General features: G+C 60.8%; 15 protein-coding genes. 7 read left to right on the plus strand and 8 right to left on the minus strand.

From position 1 onward, the window contains the following. The first annotated feature begins 212 nt into the window (after nt 1-212). Entirely contained in the window at nt 213-854 is a 642-nt protein-coding gene (locus HU715_RS12350) for a DUF1345 domain-containing protein (RefSeq protein ID WP_186706143.1), read from the plus strand. Nucleotides 855-941: 87 nt separating this feature from the next. Here the strand turns inward: HU715_RS12350 and HU715_RS12355 are convergent, their stop codons facing one another. The 4 genes from HU715_RS12355 to HU715_RS12370 all read right to left on the minus strand — a co-directional run bounded on the left by HU715_RS12355 (nt 942) and on the right by HU715_RS12370 (nt 5,718). Continuing rightward, nucleotides 942-2,243 (minus strand): ATP-binding protein, encoded by a 1,302-nt coding sequence (locus HU715_RS12355; RefSeq protein WP_186706142.1) that lies wholly within the window; start codon nt 2,241-2,243, stop codon nt 942-944. A 4-nt stretch (nt 2,244-2,247) separates the two neighbouring features. Then, a complete protein-coding gene (locus HU715_RS12360) occupies nt 2,248-2,949 on the minus strand; it encodes a response regulator (RefSeq protein ID WP_122566285.1) in 702 nt (233 codons plus the stop codon). Between the two features lie 208 nt (nt 2,950-3,157). Then, nucleotides 3,158-4,342, minus strand: coding sequence for a pyridoxal phosphate-dependent aminotransferase (locus tag HU715_RS12365; RefSeq protein WP_186706141.1), 1,185 nt, complete (start codon nt 4,340-4,342; stop codon nt 3,158-3,160). A 239-nt stretch (nt 4,343-4,581) separates the two neighbouring features. Continuing rightward, nucleotides 4,582-5,718: a glycerate kinase gene (locus tag HU715_RS12370; RefSeq protein WP_186706140.1), complete on the minus strand. Its 1,137-nt coding sequence runs from the start codon at nt 5,716-5,718 to the stop codon at nt 4,582-4,584. 365 nt (nt 5,719-6,083) lie between these two features. On the opposite strand from HU715_RS12370, the gene HU715_RS12375 reads away from it, so the two are divergent. The 3 genes from HU715_RS12375 to rarD all read left to right on the plus strand — a co-directional run bounded on the left by HU715_RS12375 (nt 6,084) and on the right by rarD (nt 9,206). After that, a complete protein-coding gene (locus HU715_RS12375) occupies nt 6,084-7,031 on the plus strand; it encodes an IS110 family transposase (protein ID WP_217884314.1) in 948 nt (315 codons plus the stop codon). 123 nt (nt 7,032-7,154) lie between these two features. Beyond that, nucleotides 7,155-8,168 (plus strand): aldo/keto reductase, encoded by a 1,014-nt coding sequence (locus HU715_RS12380; RefSeq protein WP_186709346.1) that lies wholly within the window; start codon nt 7,155-7,157, stop codon nt 8,166-8,168. Between the two features lie 153 nt (nt 8,169-8,321). Continuing rightward, on the plus strand, nt 8,322-9,206 hold the full coding sequence (gene rarD / locus HU715_RS12385) for an EamA family transporter RarD (protein WP_186709337.1): 885 nt from the start codon (nt 8,322-8,324) through the stop codon (nt 9,204-9,206). A 174-nt stretch (nt 9,207-9,380) separates the two neighbouring features. Here rarD and hppD read toward each other — a convergent pair whose 3' ends face one another. Continuing rightward, complete coding sequence (hppD, locus tag HU715_RS12390) at nt 9,381-10,457, minus strand: 4-hydroxyphenylpyruvate dioxygenase (RefSeq protein ID WP_186709334.1); 1,077 nt, start codon at nt 10,455-10,457, stop codon at nt 9,381-9,383. Nucleotides 10,458-10,709: 252 nt separating this feature from the next. Beyond that, the gene (locus HU715_RS12395; RefSeq protein WP_186709332.1) at nt 10,710-11,654 is read right to left on the minus strand and encodes a DMT family transporter; all 945 of its coding nucleotides are present in this window, start codon (nt 11,652-11,654) and stop codon (nt 10,710-10,712) included. 222 nt (nt 11,655-11,876) lie between these two features. Between HU715_RS12395 and HU715_RS12400 the strand changes: the two genes are divergently transcribed. From HU715_RS12400 to HU715_RS12410, 3 genes are all read left to right on the plus strand, one after another. Beyond that, the gene (locus tag HU715_RS12400) at nt 11,877-12,740 is read left to right on the plus strand and encodes a LysR family transcriptional regulator (protein WP_186709331.1); all 864 of its coding nucleotides are present in this window, start codon (nt 11,877-11,879) and stop codon (nt 12,738-12,740) included. Nucleotides 12,741-12,975: 235 nt separating this feature from the next. After that, nucleotides 12,976-14,520 carry an EAL domain-containing protein gene (locus HU715_RS12405; RefSeq protein ID WP_186709329.1) on the plus strand — a complete coding sequence of 515 codons (1,545 nt, stop codon included), beginning with the start codon at nt 12,976-12,978 and terminating at the stop codon, nt 14,518-14,520. 223 nt (nt 14,521-14,743) lie between these two features. Then, a complete protein-coding gene (locus tag HU715_RS12410) occupies nt 14,744-15,109 on the plus strand; it encodes a histone-like nucleoid-structuring protein, MvaT/MvaU family (protein WP_072411532.1) in 366 nt (121 codons plus the stop codon). A gap of 100 nt (nt 15,110-15,209) precedes the next feature. Here the strand turns inward: HU715_RS12410 and HU715_RS12415 are convergent, their stop codons facing one another. Next, nucleotides 15,210-15,737, minus strand: coding sequence for a DUF4946 domain-containing protein (locus HU715_RS12415; protein ID WP_186709327.1), 528 nt, complete (start codon nt 15,735-15,737; stop codon nt 15,210-15,212). 86 nt (nt 15,738-15,823) lie between these two features. Further along, a complete protein-coding gene (locus HU715_RS12420; protein WP_186709325.1) occupies nt 15,824-18,694 on the minus strand; it encodes an acyltransferase domain-containing protein in 2,871 nt (956 codons plus the stop codon). Nucleotides 18,695-18,786: the final 92 nt, after the last annotated feature.

Consider the following 18,786-nt stretch of genomic DNA (forward strand, 5'->3'; position numbering starts at 1 on the left):
AGGCTCGCTCCCACAGGTTAACCGGCTAGCTATCCGTCATGCGTCCACCGCAAATCCATTGTGGGAGCGAGCATCGATCAGGATGGCTCGTTGGCGGCGGCGATCCGGCGGATGCAGGAAGCGGGTGTGCAATTGATCGAGTCGAGCGCGATAGACGGCCGGCCGGTTGCCTGATGGCTCATACTAGGTTCTTTTCCGGACAGTGAACCTCCATGCCCCTCCTCGCCCGCACCCACCCGCGTCTTTCCAGCGCCACGGTCCTTGGCCTGGCGGTGGGAATCCTGGTTCCCGTGGACTCGATCATCAGCAAGGTCCTGATCGGCTGGAATGCCGGGGTCTGGACCTACCTGGTGCTGATGTTCTGGCTGACCGTGCGGGCCAAGGCGCCCGATGTGAAGCGCATCGCCGAAATCGAAGATGAAAATGCCGGGCTGGTGCTGCTGATGGTCTGCGTCGCGGCATTGGCCAGCCTGGCAACCATCACCTTCGAGCTGGCAGGCAGCCGCGACCTGCAAGCCGTCGGCAAGCTGTTGCATTACGGCTTCACGGCGATGACGGTGATCGGTTCATGGTTGCTGATCGGGGTGATTTTCAGCGTTCACTACGCGCGGTTGTATTACACCTGGGAAGGCAAGGAGCCGGCGCTGCGGTTTGCCGAAGGGCTGACCACGCCCAACTATTGGGACTTCCTCTACTTCTCTTTCACCATCGGCGTGGCGGTGCAGACCTCGGATGTGGGGGTTGCCACGCGGCAATTGCGCAAGATCGTGCTGGCGCAATCGTTGATCGGGTTTGTGTTCAACACGGCGATCCTGGGGTTTTCGATCAATATTGCGGCGGGGTTGTTTGGGTGAGGCGCATTTGGGGCCGCTTGGCGGCCCAGCGGGAGCAAGCTCCCTCGCCACAGGGTCAGCGTCGGGCAATAGACAGCGCGGGGAACCTCAGGACGGTGTCGGCAACCACAACTTGAAGCGCGCCCCGCCCAGTGGCGAAGCCTCGACAGTCAATGTGCCGCCCTGGGCTTCCAGGGCCCGGCGGCTGATGGCCAGGCCGAGGCCAAAGCCGCCCGTGGCGCGGTCGCGGCTGCGGTCCAGGCGATAGAACGGTTCGAACACGCGCTCGCGCTCGCTGTCGGGAATGCCGATGCCGTCGTCGTCGACCCAGATCTCACAGCCTTGGTCACCGACCAGCACACCGATCTGGATGCGCTTTTCGCAATACCGCATGGCATTGCGCAGCAGGTTCTGCAACGCCCGTGCGGTCAGGCGCGGGTCCAGCACGAAACGTTCCAACGCCCCGTGCAACAGCACGTCGATGACCACGTCCGGCGCCGCCAGGTCCTCGTCGACGCTGCCCAGGATGCTGTCGATGAATTCGTCCAGCGCCACGTCGACCCGTTCGGGCAGGCGCTGGGGGTTTTGCAAACGGCTGTAGGAGAGCAGTTCCAGCACCAACTCATCGAGTTCGCGAATGTGCGCCACCAACCCTTGCAGGCGCTCGCGGCTGGGCGCCGGCAGGTCATCGGACAGCGCCAGGGCCAGGCCGAAATCGAGCCGCGTCAGGGGCGTGCGCAATTCGTGGGACACGGCGTTGAGCAAGTCCCGCTGTTGGTTGAGCAGATTCTCGATGTCCCCCGCCATCGTGTCGAACACATGGGCCAGGCTGCCAATGTTCGAGCTGGAAGCGATGTGCGTACGCTCATCCAAATGACCTTTACCAAAACGTTCGGCGGTGCGCCTGAGGCGCTCCAGGTCACGCCAGTGCGGCCGCAGCCAGAGCAACAGGCAGGCCAGCATCGTCGCGCCGATCAACACGTTGATGCTCCAGTACAACCAACTGACATCGGCCGGGTCCGGCGGCACGACCATCTTCACCGCCGTGCGCTCGTCCAGCGGTGCCGCCGCCAGGGTTCGCCAGGCCCAGTCGCCGAGGCGTACCACGTTCTCGCCGCGCTTGAGACGCGCCTGCTCATCGGCGCTGAAGCCCTCGTCATCGACCGCGGCCAGTTCGATGCGCAGCGGCTCGAACTCCTTGTCCATCTGCGCCGCCAGCGCCGGCCACTGCTCGCTGGGCACGGCGCGGAACTGCTTGACCATCAGGGTTTGCAGGCCCCGGGAATAATCGAGGTTGTAGGTCAGGAAACGCTCCTGGAACAGGCGGATCACCAGCTCCGGCATCAGGTAGATCGCCGCGCTGTAGGAGACGATGGTGACCAGGTACAGACGAATCAGCAGCTTCCACATCGGCTCAGCATTCCCACTCGGAACGACTGAACAGATAACCCTTGCCCCACACGGTCTTGATCTTGCGGGCTTCGTCGGCGTTGTCATCGAACTTGCGCCGCAGCTTGGAAATCGCCACATCCACCGAACGGTCGGTGCCGTTGAATTCGATGCCCCGCAGGCGTTGCAGGATCTGGTCACGGCTCAGCACTTCGCCGGAATGCCGGGCCAGCACCACCAGCAGGTTGTATTCACCACTGGACAACTCCACCGGCTGCCCGCGCCAGGTCACGGTGCGCTCGGAGAGGTCGATGCACAGGTTGCCCATGAGGATCCGGTCGTTGGCCGTCTGCGGCTCGGTGAGGCTGCTGCGGCGCAACAAGGTGCGCACCCGCGCCAGCAACACCCGGGGCTCGCAAGGCTTGGTGACGTAGTCGTCGGCGCCCATTTCCAGGCCCAGGACCTGGTCGTGGCTGTCGTCCCGGGCGGTGAGCATCAGGATCGGCAAAGTCGCCGAGTCGGCCCGCAGCAGGCGGCAGACCTGCAAGCCGTCCAGCCCCGGCAGCATCAGGTCGAGGATCACCAGGTCCGGCGGGTCGACCCGCGCCCGCTCACGCACATGATCGCCACGGCTGAGCACGCTGACCTGATAGCCGTTGCGTTCCAGGTAACTGGCGATCAGTTCGGAGAGTGCGGTGTCGTCTTCGACCAGGAGGATGTTGGGCATGGGTGTTTCCAGAAAAAGTACTGTGGCGCCCAATAGATCGCCTTCGCGAGCAAGCCCGCTCCCACAGGGTTCGCGTGACCACTGTGGGAGCGGGCTTGCTCGCGAAGGCGTCACTACAGTCACCAAGGAATCAAGCTGCCAAGGATATACGCCCCCGCTCATCCCCGAGCAAAACCCTTACACAATTTCACACAGCCTCTACAAAACTTTACCGCTGGGCCCGTAGCAGATCCGCCGCACACGAAGCAATCCGCTGGCACGCATCCGCCAGTTTCAGTTGATCGACCACCAGCCCGATGCGGATATGCCCCGCCGCACTGGGCCCAAACGCCTCGCCGGCCAATACCGACACGCCGTGATCGTCCAACAAGCACTCGGCAAACGCCTGAGCATCGAGGCCAGTCTGGCGAATGTCGACCATCACAAACATGCCGCCATCGGGCCGCACCGGCTTGAGCCCCGGGCAATCGTCGAGCATGGCGCACACCAGGTCGCGGCGCTGGCGATATTCTTCATGCATCTGCGCGACTTCCGGCAATTCTTGCTCGAGGGCAACCTGGGCTGCCCGCTGCACGAAGTCCGGCAGGCCGAACAGCATGCACAACGACAGGTTCGCCAGATGCTCAGTGAGGGCTTCGGGGCCAACAACCCAGCCGATCCGCCAACCGGTCATGGCGTGGGATTTGGACAGGCTGTTGATCGTCGCGGTGCGCTCGGCCATGCCCGGCAGGCTGGCCGGACTGATGTGTTCGCCGTCGTAGAGCAGGTCGCTGTAGACCTCGTCACTGATCAGCCACAGGTCATGTTCAATGCACAACTGCGCCAATGCTTGCCAAGTGGACATCGGCAGGCTGGCGCCGGATGGGTTGTTCGGGCTGTTGAGCAGCATCGCCCGGGTACGCGGGGTGACAAGACGGGCAACGTCCGCCGGCTCGACCCGAAAACCGTTCTCCGGGCGGACCGCCACCGGCAGCACTTTCGCGCCGCAGGCACCGAACACCGCTTCGTAGGTGACATACATCGGCTCGGCGACGATGACTTCGTCGCCGGGGTTGAGCAGGCATTGCGCGACCGCATACACCGCACACTGCGCGCCCGGCAGCACGACGACCTGTTGGGCCCCCACCGGCTGGCCGCAGCGCAAGCGATGACGCCGGGCAATGCTGGCCCGCAAGGTGTGCAAGCCGCGGATGTCCGAATAGTGGGTCTCACCGGCCCGCAGGCTGCCCACGGCGGCCTCGACAATGGCGCGCGGGGTGTCGAAGTCCGGATCGCCCACTGACAGCAACAACACATCCATGCCCTGTTCGCGCATGGCCAGCGCCCGGTCGTGAATCTGCCAGGCGGCGGCACCGTCGCCGGTGATGCGTTGGGTCAAAGCTGAGAAGCGCATGTATCTCTCCTGATTGCGCGATATCCAGCCTCAACCCTATCTCAAATCACACACCACGCCACCCTCGCAGCGCTTTTGTGGCGAGGGAGCTTGCTCCCGCTGGGGCGCGAAGCGGCCCTGAAACCATTCACTTCAATGCATCTGGTCGGCACTTCCATTTGGGGCCGCTTCGCAACCCAACGGGAGCAAGCTCCCTCGCCACAGGTTCACCCTACTCCTGGGCCAAGTGCCTATCGAGCTTACCGCGCGGCCACCCGCCAAAGCCGGGCGATGTCCCGCGCGCGCTCGCTCAGCAGGCGCGGGGCGTCGGTGCAGGCTTCTTGCAGGGTCATCGGCCCGCTTGCCAGGGCGAAGGCGGCGTCGATGCCATGTTCATACAGCGCCTGGTAGCCCTCCCCCAGCGTGCCGGCAATGACCACCACCGGTACGCCATGCTCGCGGGCGATGCGGGCCACGCCGAAAGGGGTTTTGCCGCGCAGGGTCTGGGCATCGAAACGGCCTTCGCCGGTAATCACCAGGTCGGCGCCGTTGACCGCTTCGGCCAGCCCGGTCAACTGGGCGACCACGTCCACCCCGGTACGAAACTGCGCCCCCAGGAACGCCTTGGCCGCGAAGCCCAGGCCACCGGCGGCGCCGCTACCCGGCTCGTCGCGCACATCCTTGGCCAACGCCCGGGCGCACTGTTCGGCGAAATGCCCAAGGGCCCGGTCCAGCGCCTGCACTTGCTGGGCAGTGGCGCCCTTCTGCGGACCGAAAACCACAGACGCGCCGTGGGGGCCGCACAGCGGGTTATCGACATCGGCGGCAATCTCGAAGCTGACCTGGGCCAGGCGCGGGTCGAGGTCGCTCAGGTCGATGCGCGACAGGTTCGCCAAGGCCAGGCCTCCGGGTGGAAGGGGTTGGCTTTGCTCATCCAGCAATGCCACGCCCAGGGCCTGCATCGCACCGGCACCGCCGTCGTTGGTGGCACTGCCGCCAATCGCCAGGATCACCCGCCCGGCGCCTGCATCGAGGGCCGCGCGAATCAGCTCGCCAGTGCCGTAGGTGCTGCTGGAACAGGCATCGCGTTGCCCCGGCGGCACACATTGCAAACCGCTGGCCTCGGCCATCTCGATGATCGCGGTGCGGCTCTCGGCCAACCAGCCCCAGCGCGCCTCGACGGCGACACCCAACGGACCGCGGACCCGGGTGCGGCGCCACTCACCGTGACAGGCCGCCAACACCGACTCCACCGTCCCCTCCCCGCCGTCCGCCATCGGGCATTTGATCAACTGCGCATCCGGCCAGACCTCGGCCAGCCCTTGGGCGATGGCATCGGCGACGCCCTGGGCGCTGAGGCTGTCCTTGAACGAGTCGGGGGCGATGACTATTTTCATATTATTCTCCGGTTCCGATGCACTGCATGCTGCCAGCTGACCGCAGCCGTGACGCCGGTCCGCCGCACAAAAGACACTGGGCATTATTGTTCAAGATTACAAAAATTGGTTTTCCAGGGAAATTCAGGTTGAAGCGGCCGGCCTCATCGCGAGCAGGCTCGCTTGTATGGTAGGACTTGAAGGGAGGAGGAGGGACAAGGCTCGATTCTGACTGTTCGCGCAGTACAGACCGTGGGAGATTTCGCCCCTCCTCCTTTCACCCAAGCGCCGATAAAGAATGCTTCGGCCTGGATCGACGATAGAGACAAGCCTGCGCCTCTGGGTGACCCCTTCAAGTGTTCAAACCTTAGCCCGGAGGATTTTCAATGGCAATGCCGGTTTCTGTCACAAAGCCAATCGTGGGCGTGGATGTCGCCAAGAACGAGCTGGTGATCTATCACGCAGAGCTTGATGTGTTGGAAGCGATTCCTAACGACAAGGCGGCCATCAAAAGGTGGTTGAAAGTATTGCCGGGACCCGTCGATGTTGCCATTGAGTCGACCAATATCTATCACTTGGATTTTGCTGATCTGGCCTATGAGGCCGGTTGCACGATCTATATGGTGGGCGGTTATGAACTTCATCATTACCGCAAAGGCGTAAAAATACGCGCCAAAACCGACGCGCTGGACGCCAAGCTGCTGGCTCGTTACCTGAAGAACGAAGGGCATGAGCTTCATCCATGGGCGCCGCCATCTCCGTTGTATCGCCAGCTTCTAAGCCTTTTCCGCCGTCGCGCTGCCTCGGTTCAGGCTCGAGTCGCCCTGGTACAAAGCTGGGCGAACGAGCCACTACTGAAGACAGCTTTCGCCGAGCAAATCGCCGCCATGCAGAGGCTTGAGACATTGATCGAGAAGACGATCAAGGATCATCTGAAAAATGCCGGTTTGCTAGGTCAACTGAACCGTTGCCTGAAAGTCGAGGGCATCGGATTTTTGACCGGGGCTCGTTTGCTTACGGCATTTCAGCGGGGCGACTTCAAGAATGCAGACGCTTTTATCGCTTTCTTGGGAATGGATTTGCGAGTGTCCCAATCAGGACAAAAAGATGACCGGCGAAGCTTGAGCAAACGCGGCGACCCGGAAGTTCGTCGGCTTTTGCACAACGCAGCCATGTCGGCCAGCCGTACGTCTGCCTGGAAAGGCTTTTATGAAAAACTAAGAGCTCGGGGCTTCGCTACCACGCAGGCGCTAGTAATACTGGCTCGCAAGCTTGCTCGGATCGTATTCGCTTTGCTGAAAGGACAAAGCGAATACCAACCAAAAGCGGCTTGAGGGCTTCTCCTCAACCATAGAATCTCCCACAGTTGATGGGTGAGGGGTTGAGAAATCGGTTGGATCCACGCGGCGGTTCTGGTATTTGATTGGACCTTTCCCCAAGGATAAAAGGATCTTGTCATGAGCTACCGCACGCTAGGCCATTCCGGGTTGCAAGTCTCGACGTTGACCCTGGGCACGATGATGTTCGGTGAACAGACCAGCGCCGAGGATTCGCTGCGGATCATCGACAAGGCCTGGGACCAGGGCATCAATTTCATCGACACCGCGGACGTCTACACCAACGGCCGTTCCGAAGAGATCGTCGGCGAGGCGATCGCCCGTCACCGCCAGGAATGGGTGCTGGCCACCAAGGTCGGCTTCGGCCCGCCGGACGGCGTGCCCAACCGCAGCGGCCTGAGCCGCAAGCATCTGTTCAATGGCATCGAGGCCAGCCTGACGCGCCTGGGCACCGATTACCTGGACATCTATTACCTGCACCGCGAAGACCACAACACCCCGCTGCACGTGACCGTGTCGGCCATTGGCGACTTGATTCGCCAGGGCAAGATCCGCTACTGGGGCCTGTCGAACTACCGTGGCTGGCGCATCGCCGAAGTGATACGGATCGCCGACAGCCTGGGCATCGACCGGCCGGTGATCAGCCAACCGCTGTACAACATCGTCAACCGCCAGGCAGAAACCGAGCAGATCACCGCGGCCCAGAACTACGGCCTCGGCGTGGTGCCGTTCAGCCCCCTGGCCCGTGGCGTGCTCAGCGGCAAGTACGCGCCGGACGTGGCGCCGGACGCCAACAGCCGCGCCGGCCGCCAGGACAAACGCATCCTGGAAACCGAATGGCGGGTCGAATCCCTGCGCATTGCCCAGCAAATCCTGCAGTACACCCAGGGCCGAGGCGTGGGCATCGTCGAGTTCGCCATCGCCTGGGTGCTGAACAACAGCGCCGTGACCTCGGCCATCGTCGGGCCGCGCACCGAGGAACAATGGGATTCGTACATCAAGGCGCAAGCGGTGAAGATCAGCGCGGAAGATGAAGCCTTCATCGATTCGCTGGTGACGCCGGGGCACGCTTCGACGCCGGGGTTCAATGATGTGAGTCATTTCGTGCCTGGGCGAGTGCCGCGTACGTCGTAACATGCACAGACTGTGGCGAGGGAGCTTGCTCCCGCTCGGCTGCGCAGCAGTCGCTCTTTTGGGGCCGCTACGCGACCCAGCGGGAGCAAGCTCCCTCGCCACGGGTAAACGGCTTTCCGTATCGTGCTGCAATTCCAATAACAAGAGGCATCCGTGTCCAAAGGCATCGCTCTATCGGTCTCGGCCTCTGCGCTGTTCGCCGTCATGTATTACTACACCTCGTTGCTCACGCCACTGACCGGCCTGGAGATTTTCGGTTGGCGGATGTTGTTGACGATGCCGTGCATGACCGCGTTCATGCTGATTTCCCGTGAATGGAAGCTCGTTTCGGATCTGGTTGCACGCTTGATCACCACACCGCGCTTGCTGCTGGGCGCGATAGCGTCATCGGCCTTGATGGGCGCACAACTGTGGCTGTTCATGTGGGCGCCACTCAACGGCTACAGCCTGGACGTGTCGCTGGGGTACTTCCTGTTGCCGCTGTCGATGGTCCTCACCGGGCGGCTCGTCTATGGCGAGCGCCTTTCCTATCTGCAGAAAGTCGCGGTGTTCTTCGCCACCCTCGGCGTGTTCAACGAGTTGTACCAAGTGGGTGGTTTTTCCTGGGCAACGTTGCTGGTGGTGATCGGCTATCCGATCTATTTCATCCTGCGCAAACGCATCAAGACCGACAACCTCGGCGGGCTCTGGCTGGACATGACGCTGATGTTGCCCGTGGCACTGTGGTTCGTGCAAAGCGGCGAACAAGGTTTCGCCGTGTTCGATCACTACCCGCGGCTGACCTGGCTGATCCCATTGCTCGGCGTGATCAGCGCCAGCGCGCTGGTGTCCTACATCGTCGCCAGCCGGTTGCTGCCGTTCAGCCTGTTCGGATTGTTGAGTTACGTCGAGCCGGTGTTGCTGCTGGGGGTTGCGCTGTTGCTGGGGGAAAGCATCAAGGCCGAGGAATGGCTGACCTATATCCCCATTTGGATGGCCGTGGCGGTGCTGGTGTTCGAAGGGTTCAAGCACTTGGTACGGCAGCGGCGCAGGGCCTGAGCCTGCATCGAACCTGTGGGAGCGGGCTTGCTCGCGAAAGCGGCGTGTCAGGCGCCATTTATATCGACTGATACACCGCTTTCGCGAGCAAGCCCGCTCCCACATTCGGGACTGCATCGGCAACAAAAAAAACCCGCCCGGCATCACTGCCGGACGGGCTTTTTTCATCAGGCCTTACTCGGTCGCGAGCACACCACGACGCACTTGGTCACGCTCGATCGACTCGAACAGCGCCTTGAAGTTGCCTTCGCCAAAACCATCGTCGCCCTTGCGCTGGATGAACTCGAAGAACACCGGCCCCATCAGGGTTTCCGAGAAGATCTGCAGCAGCAGGCGCTTATCACCCTGCTCGGAAGCACCGTCCAGCAGAATGCCCCGCGATTGCAGTTCATCCACCGGTTCGCCGTGGTTCGGCAGGCGGCCTTCGAGCATTTCGTAGTAAGTGTCCGGCGGCGCGGTCATGAAACGCATGCCGATGCTTTTCAACTGGTCCCAGGTCTTGATCAGGTCATCGGTGAGGAAGGCCACGTGCTGGATGCCTTCGCCGTTGAACTGCATCAGGAACTCTTCGATTTGCCCGGCGCCCTTGGACGACTCTTCGTTCAACGGGATGCGGATCATGCCATCCGGCGCGGTCATGGCCTTGGAGGTCAGGCCGGTGTATTCGCCCTTGATGTCGAAGTAGCGGATCTCACGGAAGTTGAACAGTTTCTCGTAGAAGCCGGCCCAGTAGGCCATGCGCCCGCGGTAAACGTTGTGGGTCAGGTGGTCGATGATCTTCAGGCCCGCCCCCTCCGGGTTGCGATCAACGCCCTCGATGAACACGAAGTCGATGTCATAGATCGAGCTGCCTTCGCCAAAACGGTCGATCAGGTACAGCGGCGCGCCGCCGATGCCCTTGATGGCTGGCAGGTTCAGCTCCATCGGGCCGGTCTCGATGTGGATCGGCTGGGCGCCGAGTTCGAGGGCGCGCTTGTAGGCCTGCTGCGAATCCTTGACCCGGAACGCCATGCCGCACACCGACGGGCCGTGCTCGGCAGCGAAGTACGAAGCGACGCTGTGGGGTTCGTTGTTGAGGATCAGGTTGATCGCGCCCTGGCGATACAGGTGCACGTTCTTGGACCGGTGTGTGGCCACCTTGGTGAAGCCCATGATCTCGAAGATCGGCTCCAGGGTGTTGGGGGTCGGGGATGCGAACTCAATGAATTCGAAGCCCATCAGGCCCATGGGGTTTTCGTATAGATCTGCCATGTCGGCGCCTCATCATGCGGGTCAATTAACAAAAAAAACGTTAGTTGCAGGCAGTGCTGAGGGCACGGGGCGGCGCGCAGGAAATGCCACGAACGCTGCGGGCGAGGAAATCGCCGTAGATCAGTTGAAACCCAAGTATCTTCATTGTCGACCCAAGGCTCTTGCGGGCGAGGCTTCTGCTGCCAGAAGACGTTATTCTTATATGCGTAAATCGATTCTACACAGCGTAACCGAATTTGTCCGCCTCCTGTATCAAATCGCCTTTTCCTTCGACCGCGCAAGGGGTTTGTTACAGAGGAAGATGCCCAGCAGGATCACGGCCCCACCGACGCACATCAACGCCGTGAGCCGTTCGTCCAGCAACAGCGCGCCCAGCAGCACCGCCGTCAGCGGATTGAGCGCGATAAATACGCCGGAGCGGGTCGCGCCGATCCGACGAATGCCGTCGTACCAGGCGATATAAGCCAGGGCCGAGCCCAGCACGCCGAGGTACAAAAGGCTCAACCATTGCTCCACGTCCAGCCCGCCCAGGGCTTGGAGACGAATCTCCCCCGCCGCCGCGCAGGCCAGCCACAACATCAGCGTGCCCAGCAGAATCGACCAGGTCACGGTCTGCAAGGGGCCGAGGCTTTCGTTGAGTTTTTTCGAAAACAGCGAATAGATTCCCCAGCCCAGCACACAGCCAAAAATCAGCAGGTCGCCGATCCAGGCCTGCGCCGCGCCTTGTAACAAGGACGGATCACGACTGACGATCACCAATCCCGCCCCGCCGATGCACAGCACGATGCCGGCCACTTTCAAGCGGCTCAGCCGTTCCTTGAACAGCCACCAGGACGCCAGCCCGATCACCGCCGGATTCAACGCCACGATCAGCGAGGCCCGGGATGCATTGATGTACTGCAAGCCGTAGAAGAAACACAGGTTATAGAAAAAGATCCCGAAGAACCCCAGCGCGGCCAGCTGCAGCCCTTGCTTCACACTGGGCCGGACCAGCGCAATCCCGGCCAACGCGAGAAACACCAGCAGCGCGATGCTTGCCAGCAGGAAACGCAGGCTGGCGGCAAACATCGGTGCCAGGGCATCGGAAAGGATCCGGCCGGCCACAAAGGTTCCGCCCCAGATCATGGTGACCATGGCGAGCTTCAGGTAGACCGGCAGGTCCGAGGGGATTGGGACGGCTTGTTCGAGGGTTTTCATGGTTTCACCACATTGAAATAAGACGAATGACCTGTGGCGAGGGAGCTTGCTCCCGCCGGGCTGCGAAGCGGCCCTCTGATTCACCCGCAATGGGCCCGCTGCGCGGTCCAGCGGGAGCAAGCTCCCTCGCCACGGAAAAGCGCCTGGGCCACGGTTCCGTGTACGGTTGGGATGCCGTATTGTTCGGCTCATGTTCGATCATCGTAAAATGAGCAATCCCTCATGACCCTCACCCAACTCGAAATCTTCTCCCTGGTCGCCGAACTGCGTGGTTTCACCGCTGCGGCCACGCGCTTGGGCATTGGTCAATCCGCGGTGTCCCACGCCATCAAATCCCTGGAACAAGAACTGGGCGTGGAATTGCTCAGGCGGCATCAGTCGGTGGTGGAGCTCAGCGATATCGGCCAGCAATTGCTGTTGCGGGCCCGGGCCATGCTCGGGCTGGCGAACACCTTGCGCCAGGAAGCCGCCGATGCCCGGGGCATGCGCCGGGGCACGTTGCGCATCGGCTCGTTCGGGCCGACGTCATCGATGAAACTGCTGCCCGGGATCCTGCGGCGCTATCGAGCCTTGCACCCCGGCATCGAAGTGCACATTGATGAAGGGCCCGACAGGCAGGTGGTCCAATGGCTGGACGAACGGCGGATCGATGTTGGTTTCGTGGTGCTGCCCGAGGAGCGTTTCGATACGTACATGCTGACGGAAGATCAGATGGTCGCCCTGCTGCCCACCGCACACCCCCTCGCCGCCCGGGCCAGCCTAAGCCTCAAGGATCTGTGCAACGACCCCTTCGTGCTCACCGAGGCGGGATCGTCGGAGTTGGTCACGCGCCTGTTCAATGCCGCCCGGCTGACACCGAACGTGCGCTTGCGTTGCTCGCAATTGCTCAGCACCCTGGATGTCGTCAGGCGTGGCGAGGCGGTGAGCGTGGTGTCCGAAGGGTCGTTGCCAGATGACAGGAACCCTGGTTACGTCGCCAGGCCCTTGTCGCCCCGGGTGCCGCGCCAGATCGGCCTGGCGGTATTGGACAGCCGCCAGGCCTCGCCCGCCACCCTGGCGTTCATCGAACTGGCCCGGCAGTCATGAGCCCGGCATCAAACCTGGGGGAGCCTGGCATTGAACCTGTGGGAGCAAAGCTTGCTCGCGATGAAGGCACCTCGGTTCTCCAGGTGGACCGCATGATCGTTCATCGCGGGCAAGCCTTGCTCCCACAGACCTTGCTCCCACAGTCACACTGGTGCCAGCAAGTCACCGACAGGCCATCTATCATGGTCGGCATCCAATGCTTCCCCCCTACCCCCTTTTTCATCAGGTCGTGCCGATGCCCTTGACCACCACCCGCTCGCACACTCGGCCCCGCCGCTACCTGGTCACCCTGCTGTGCGGCCTGGTGCCGATGCTGTCAGGGCTGGCTATTTTGTACATGCAGGCCGAACGGACGCTGGCGCAACACACCCGGCAGACCGCCGAGGAACTGGTGCGGCAGATTGAGCTGATGCTCGACAACACCGCCATGGCGGCCCGTGAATTGTTGCCCCTGGCCGGCCAGCCCTGCGAAGCGGTGAAGCTGGCCCTACGCGAACAAGTGACGCGCCGGCCATTTGTCCGCTCGACCAACCTGATATGGGACGACAGCCTGTATTGCAGCTCGCTGTTCGGCGCCTTCGAAGAACGGGTCAACCCGAGCGACTATCATCAGGGCACGCTGTGGCTCATGGATGGCAACCCGGTCACGCCGGATTCCGCACTGCTGATCTACAGGCTCAATGAGGGTCGGCAAGGCGCCTTGGCCACACTTGACGGGTATCACTTGGCCAATGTCCTGCGCCTGATCGGCGGCCAGACCCGGCTGCGGCTGCAAATCGGCCCGAATTGGCTGGCGGCGGACGGCAAGGTCCGGCCAGCGCCCTTGCCCGGGCTGCCGGTGGCCCAGAGCGAGCTGGGCTCATCGCGCTACCCCTTTCATGTGGAAGCCGGATTCGAGGAGGGTGAAACCTGGCGCTACATGGCCAGGGAATATCCTCCACTGTTCAGCCTGCTGATCTTCTTTGGCGCTGTGGCGGGGACACTCGGACACTGGCTGCAAAAGCGCGCCTCGTCTCCCAGCCGTGAACTGCAACGGGCGCTGGAAGCCGGCGAGTTCGTGCCCTACCTGCAACCAGTCGTGCACAGCGACAGCAAACGCTGGGCCGGCGTCGAGGTGCTGATGCGCTGGAACCACCCCAAGGAAGGCCTGGTCCGTCCGGACCTGTTCATTCCCTTCGCCGAACACAGCGGCGTGATCGTGCCGATGACCCGTGCGCTGATGCAGCAGACCATGCGCCTGCTGGTGCCGCTCGCGCCACGACTCGAAGCGCCGTTTCACGTCGGCATCAACATTACCGCCCGCCACTGCCAGGACCTGGCGCTGGTGGACGATTGTCGCGAGTTTCTCGGCGCCTTCGCGCCGGGTGCGATAACCCTGGTGCTGGAGTTGACCGAACGCGAGCTGATCGAACCGACGCCCGTGGCCCGGCAACTGTTCGACCTACTGCGAGAACTGGGGGTCAAGATCGCGCTCGACGATTTCGGCACCGGCCATTCCAGCCTGGCGTATTTGCGCCAGTTCAACGTGGATTTTCTAAAGATTGACCAGAGTTTTGTCGCGATGATCGGTGCCGACGCGCTGTCGCGCCACCTCCTTGATAGCATCATCGAACTGTCGGGCAAGTTGGATCTGGACATGGTGGCCGAGGGCGTCGAAACCGTCGAACAGAGCGACTACCTGAGCGCAAATGGGGTGAACTTTCTGCAGGGTTATCTATTTGGTCGCCCCATTAGCGGGCAGGCATTCGCTGAGGCGTTGACCGGCACTAATGGCAGTTAACTGCCGTCGATCTATTGACGACGACCTGCCCATTGATAAAACGCTTGCTGTTGTTACATAACGAAAAAGTTACGATTTACACTTTCCGGATTAACTACTACAATTTTTCTACCTGTGCCACATAACAGGAGAGAGTCATTAACACCGAGTCGCTTCAAGGCGCTTGGCTTATAGCTTTGTTTGCGGTTGGTATCAGCCAAATATTTTGATTGGAGTAATCATTTTGTCCAGACTCGCTGAATTTCGTGCAGCCGAAAAGGCCCTTCAAGAACAGCTCAAGCAGCTGGAATCGCTGAAGAACGATGCCGGGCTCAAGAAGGAAATCGAATTCGAGGAAAAGCTCCAGGGACTGATGAAAACCTACGGCAAGAACCTGCGCGACATCGTCGCGATCCTCGACCCGAACCCGTCCAAGGCAAGCCTGCAGTCGACCAAGCCTACCAAGACCCGTCGTGCGCGCGTGGTGAAGGTCTACCAGAACCCGCACACCGGTGAGTTGATCGAGACCAAGGGCGGCAATCACCGCGGCCTGAAAGCCTGGAAAGAACAATACGGTGCAGCGACTGTTGATTCTTGGTTGCGTGGTTGACAGTGCGTTGACAGCCCAGGCCAAAAAGCCCTGAATATTCAGGGCTTTTTTATGGACTAAACTTTAGGGTTAACCCCTTTGGGGTATTACGTTGAAGGCATCATAGTTTCAAACTGTTTCGCACCGACTGTATTTCATCCTGGCTTTCAACAAACGCCTGCGCCTGCCCGGCATAGGACAGCACATAAGCCTTGCCCTCATTTAGTGCCGCGACGAGTGCCTGAGACAATACATGTCGTCCGTTTTGCGTGATCGTGCAAGTGGTTTCCAATGCAGTTACGCCCCCTAACATGGAAGCATGCACCTTAGTGCACACACTTTGATAACCGCCCTGGAAAAAATCCTTCTGGATTGATTTGCGCATTTCCAGCAACACGCCCTGCAAGTTGACTTGGTGATCGGGGGCAACGGGGGTCGTGGTCAGTTCCAAGACCATCACGGCATTGCCTGCCGAATCACTCTTGGTAGCCCGTTGGCGCAGGGTTCCAGGGGCTGCCGAGGCCGATGCCTCTGCGGGCATGGGTTCGACGACCCAGCCCTGGGGCCAGGTAATTTGCGGTTCGGACGCCTGGACGCCGCCGACGCTCACCAGCAGCAGGACAAACAGCGAAAGGAACGGTCGAATCATTGCATTGGCACTCAAGAGCGAAGCGTGAAGTCTGAAGCATGATTTCGATGAGAGCTACAGCAGATTGAACGCCGGGAACATTGAGCTTAACGCTGGGGGTGGGCACCCACCGCCCAACTCAAGGCATCAGCCAAGGCGCTGGCATAATCCAAGTCGTCTCCGATGGGAGCCTGGGTTGCACTCCCCGGATAGCCAAACGCAGCGATCCATAGCGGTGTGTGTTGCGCAAGCTGGTCGCACAACACCGTTATCTCGCCTTCCAACTGACGGTACATGTCCAATTCAAGCAGTCCCTCGCTTATGAACCAGGCGGCATTCTGTTCGATACGCTCAAGCACAAACAGCGCGGTCAAATTCCCCAGCATTTTTTTCACCCGAGGCAAGGACACGACTGACAGGGCCTGGAGCGCGCTTTCAAGAAACAGACGCAAACCGTGCGCCTCGCCCACGGCCCGGGCACCGACCAGTAACGGATTCCACACTTGCATCGGATCGCAGCCCAGTACTTCAGCCGCTTCAACGTCTGCCTTGAGCCGGCTGATCAACCGGTATTCGCGTGTTCGAAACAGGAATAGCCAATATTCGGGCTCCGACAATCGAGCGCTCCCGGAAAATACCGGGGGTAAGTCGAGAGGTAACGCACTCAAGCTTTTGGCGGTATCCAGAACGATCAGCAGATTATTACCGCCGCCATCGTTAAATATATGGGCTAGCCCTTGGTACTCCATGAAACGGTTCAACGTCAGATCTCCCGCGACGCCACAACGAAGCCGACATTCGCTGACCACCTGTTCGACGGCCCAGGTGCACAACGCCTTGCTCAAGGCCAACGATCGGTTCGCGCTGGACCACGGCGCCCAAGTCAAGGCTGAGGCGTCGGCGGTGCGTCGAGTGGTCCGCTCCCGCACCCTTTGCATCCAGCCTTCAACTTCATGATTAACCTGGCAGGTAGTGACGTATGTGGTCGCCAAGGCAGCGAACAGCGCACGACGTTGGGTGCTGTAGCTCAGCAAACTGGCATCGGCGCCAATGCGCGCCATCGTGGAACGACGTAATGAATGACTCAAGGCCAGCCCGACACTGGCACGGGCCACCGCGCACATTGCCACAGCCGCCATGGCCCAGACATGCGCGGGTGCCACTAATGTACGGACAAGCCGTTCGTCCAGATCGCTGAGTGGATCATGCAAGATACCTTGTTCATCAATGGAGGCCGTGCCGGACAACCAAGCGCAATAAGGTAGGTGCACGTGATCGAATCCCGCCAATCCATAATCGAAGGGAACCAGGGGGATTTCTGCCGGGGAAGACAACCGCACGCCCGGATGAGGGCCTCGGTGATCGCTGATATCGAAGGCGAAAGGGTAGACACCGCAGTCCCGGTCATCAATCTTCAAGCGCGCGCACACGACCCCGATCTTGGCCTGGTCACTGATTCCCACATTGGTAAACTTCAGCGCACCGTTATCCGGTGTATGCAACGTGAAGGACCTACTCGCGAGATCGAATACAGCCTCGGTACGATTGGCAATCTGACTGTTGCTACCGCCTATTTCGGTGATCATGTAGGCACTGACCTTTTCGCCGGACTCCAACGCCTGGCGCAAACGGATGGCGTTCGGGTTGTCCTGCTCGAACTCGATCAAGGTGCCGACACAAAGCCCATACTGGATGGCGAAGGCGATAAACAGAGACGGATCGGTCACCCCCAGCGATTGCGAGAGCGCCAGCATCAGGTCGGGCTGATCGAACAATCGGGTATTGGCGGGCAGCGCTTTGATTAGCGCGCGCAACCGCGCATAGGTAGCCCGATGAAGTTCCAGATTACTCATGCCAATGCGGTGGCTGAGATCCAAACTTGCAAGGACCTGCGCAGCCTGGGCTCGTATGTCAGTGGATATGCCTGTTTCAAGTGCATCGACAAGGTCGCAGATTGTCCGATCCTTCAGCGGATCTCCGGCCCCAGGCGAGTACTGCAGTTCGTCGAACAACGCACTTATTTCTTCGTGATCCTGCATCAACGGGGCGCATGTTTGCACCCTAGGCAGTGTAGCGTGTACGCACCGCGACAAACCTCCACCGACGCCGAGATCAACGAAGACTGTCTGCTCATTCCTGTCGACTTCCCGCAGCGCCTGTAATAAGTGGGCCGGTTTGATAATACAATCGGCGAGCCCCTGCAGCAGGTCGTCGTTCTCACGATAAACCCTTCGCGCCACACAGGAATACACGGGGACCCGCAAAGAACGCGGAGAAAACTCGCGAATTTGTGTAAGAAAACACTGAGCCGTAGACGTCAAGGCTGGATGATGGGACGCATATGGCACATCCAATTTCATCAACCTCACGCTGCCAGGGGCCTGACTCATTAACGCGTCGACGGCCTCGTTGGGGCCGCTGACGAGACATTGACGTGGCGTATTGACGCCGGCCAACACCAAGTCCGACCGCCCCACGGCCTCAATGATGCTCACGGTGTCCTGCTCGCTTCCACCCACCAGAACCATCGCCCCTTTGCCTTCTTGGTCCTGAAAGGCGTTGTTTGCTGCGCAAATCGCACGCACGCCATCTGTCAGTTCAAGCGCGCCGGCGCAAACCATCGCCGCGATTTCCCCCAGACTTTGGGCGACGATGACTCGGGGCCGAATACCGAAAAGTTCAAAGACCCTGACCAGTGCGATCGAAGCCGTAAACGATGCCATTTGCGGGACACCCACCGGCAGCGGGCTCTTGCCATCAGGATGAAGCAACACCCGCCGAATCACGCCCGACGCAATAGGTCGGTGCTGTTGGGCACTTTCTAAGGCTATGTCCACAGCGCACAAGACTTCCTCTATCCGTTGCGCAAATTCTGGACCGATGCCATGGAGAGTCGCCAGGGTGCCTTGAAGATCAGTACCCTGGCCTGGGAACATAAAGATGGCGTTCTCGCGCAATGAAGCCAATTGAAATGACATATGCAACTCCCTGGCATCACTCGGCTCATCCCCGCTCGCACCTTTGATACGGGGAGATCGAAAAGAGATGGGCGGCGAATGGAAAATACCGA

Source organism: Pseudomonas zanjanensis (genome assembly GCF_014268745.2).
In the GTDB taxonomy this organism is placed as follows: Bacteria; Pseudomonadota; Gammaproteobacteria; order Pseudomonadales; family Pseudomonadaceae; genus Aquipseudomonas; species Aquipseudomonas zanjanensis.

What these genes read in the sequence shown, in the direction of transcription:
- HU715_RS12350 (WP_186706143.1), top strand. Translation starts at nt 213, where the DNA reads ATGCCCCTCCTCGCCCGCACCCACCCGCGTCTTTCCAGCGCCACGGTC.
- HU715_RS12355 (WP_186706142.1), bottom strand. Translation starts at nt 2,243, where the DNA reads ATGTGGAAGCTGCTGATTCGTCTGTACCTGGTCACCATCGTCTCCTAC.
- HU715_RS12360 (WP_122566285.1), bottom strand. Translation starts at nt 2,949, where the DNA reads ATGCCCAACATCCTCCTGGTCGAAGACGACACCGCACTCTCCGAACTG.
- HU715_RS12365 (WP_186706141.1), bottom strand. Translation starts at nt 4,342, where the DNA reads ATGCGCTTCTCAGCTTTGACCCAACGCATCACCGGCGACGGTGCCGCC.
- HU715_RS12370 (WP_186706140.1), bottom strand. Translation starts at nt 5,718, where the DNA reads ATGAAAATAGTCATCGCCCCCGACTCGTTCAAGGACAGCCTCAGCGCC.
- HU715_RS12375 (WP_217884314.1), top strand. Translation starts at nt 6,084, where the DNA reads ATGGCAATGCCGGTTTCTGTCACAAAGCCAATCGTGGGCGTGGATGTC.
- HU715_RS12380 (WP_186709346.1), top strand. Translation starts at nt 7,155, where the DNA reads ATGAGCTACCGCACGCTAGGCCATTCCGGGTTGCAAGTCTCGACGTTG.
- hppD (WP_186709334.1), bottom strand. Translation starts at nt 10,457, where the DNA reads ATGGCAGATCTATACGAAAACCCCATGGGCCTGATGGGCTTCGAATTC.
- HU715_RS12395 (WP_186709332.1), bottom strand. Translation starts at nt 11,654, where the DNA reads ATGAAAACCCTCGAACAAGCCGTCCCAATCCCCTCGGACCTGCCGGTC.
- HU715_RS12400 (WP_186709331.1), top strand. Translation starts at nt 11,877, where the DNA reads ATGACCCTCACCCAACTCGAAATCTTCTCCCTGGTCGCCGAACTGCGT.
- HU715_RS12405 (WP_186709329.1), top strand. Translation starts at nt 12,976, where the DNA reads ATGCCCTTGACCACCACCCGCTCGCACACTCGGCCCCGCCGCTACCTG.
- HU715_RS12415 (WP_186709327.1), bottom strand. Translation starts at nt 15,737, where the DNA reads ATGATTCGACCGTTCCTTTCGCTGTTTGTCCTGCTGCTGGTGAGCGTC.
- HU715_RS12420 (WP_186709325.1), bottom strand. Translation starts at nt 18,694, where the DNA reads ATGTCATTTCAATTGGCTTCATTGCGCGAGAACGCCATCTTTATGTTC.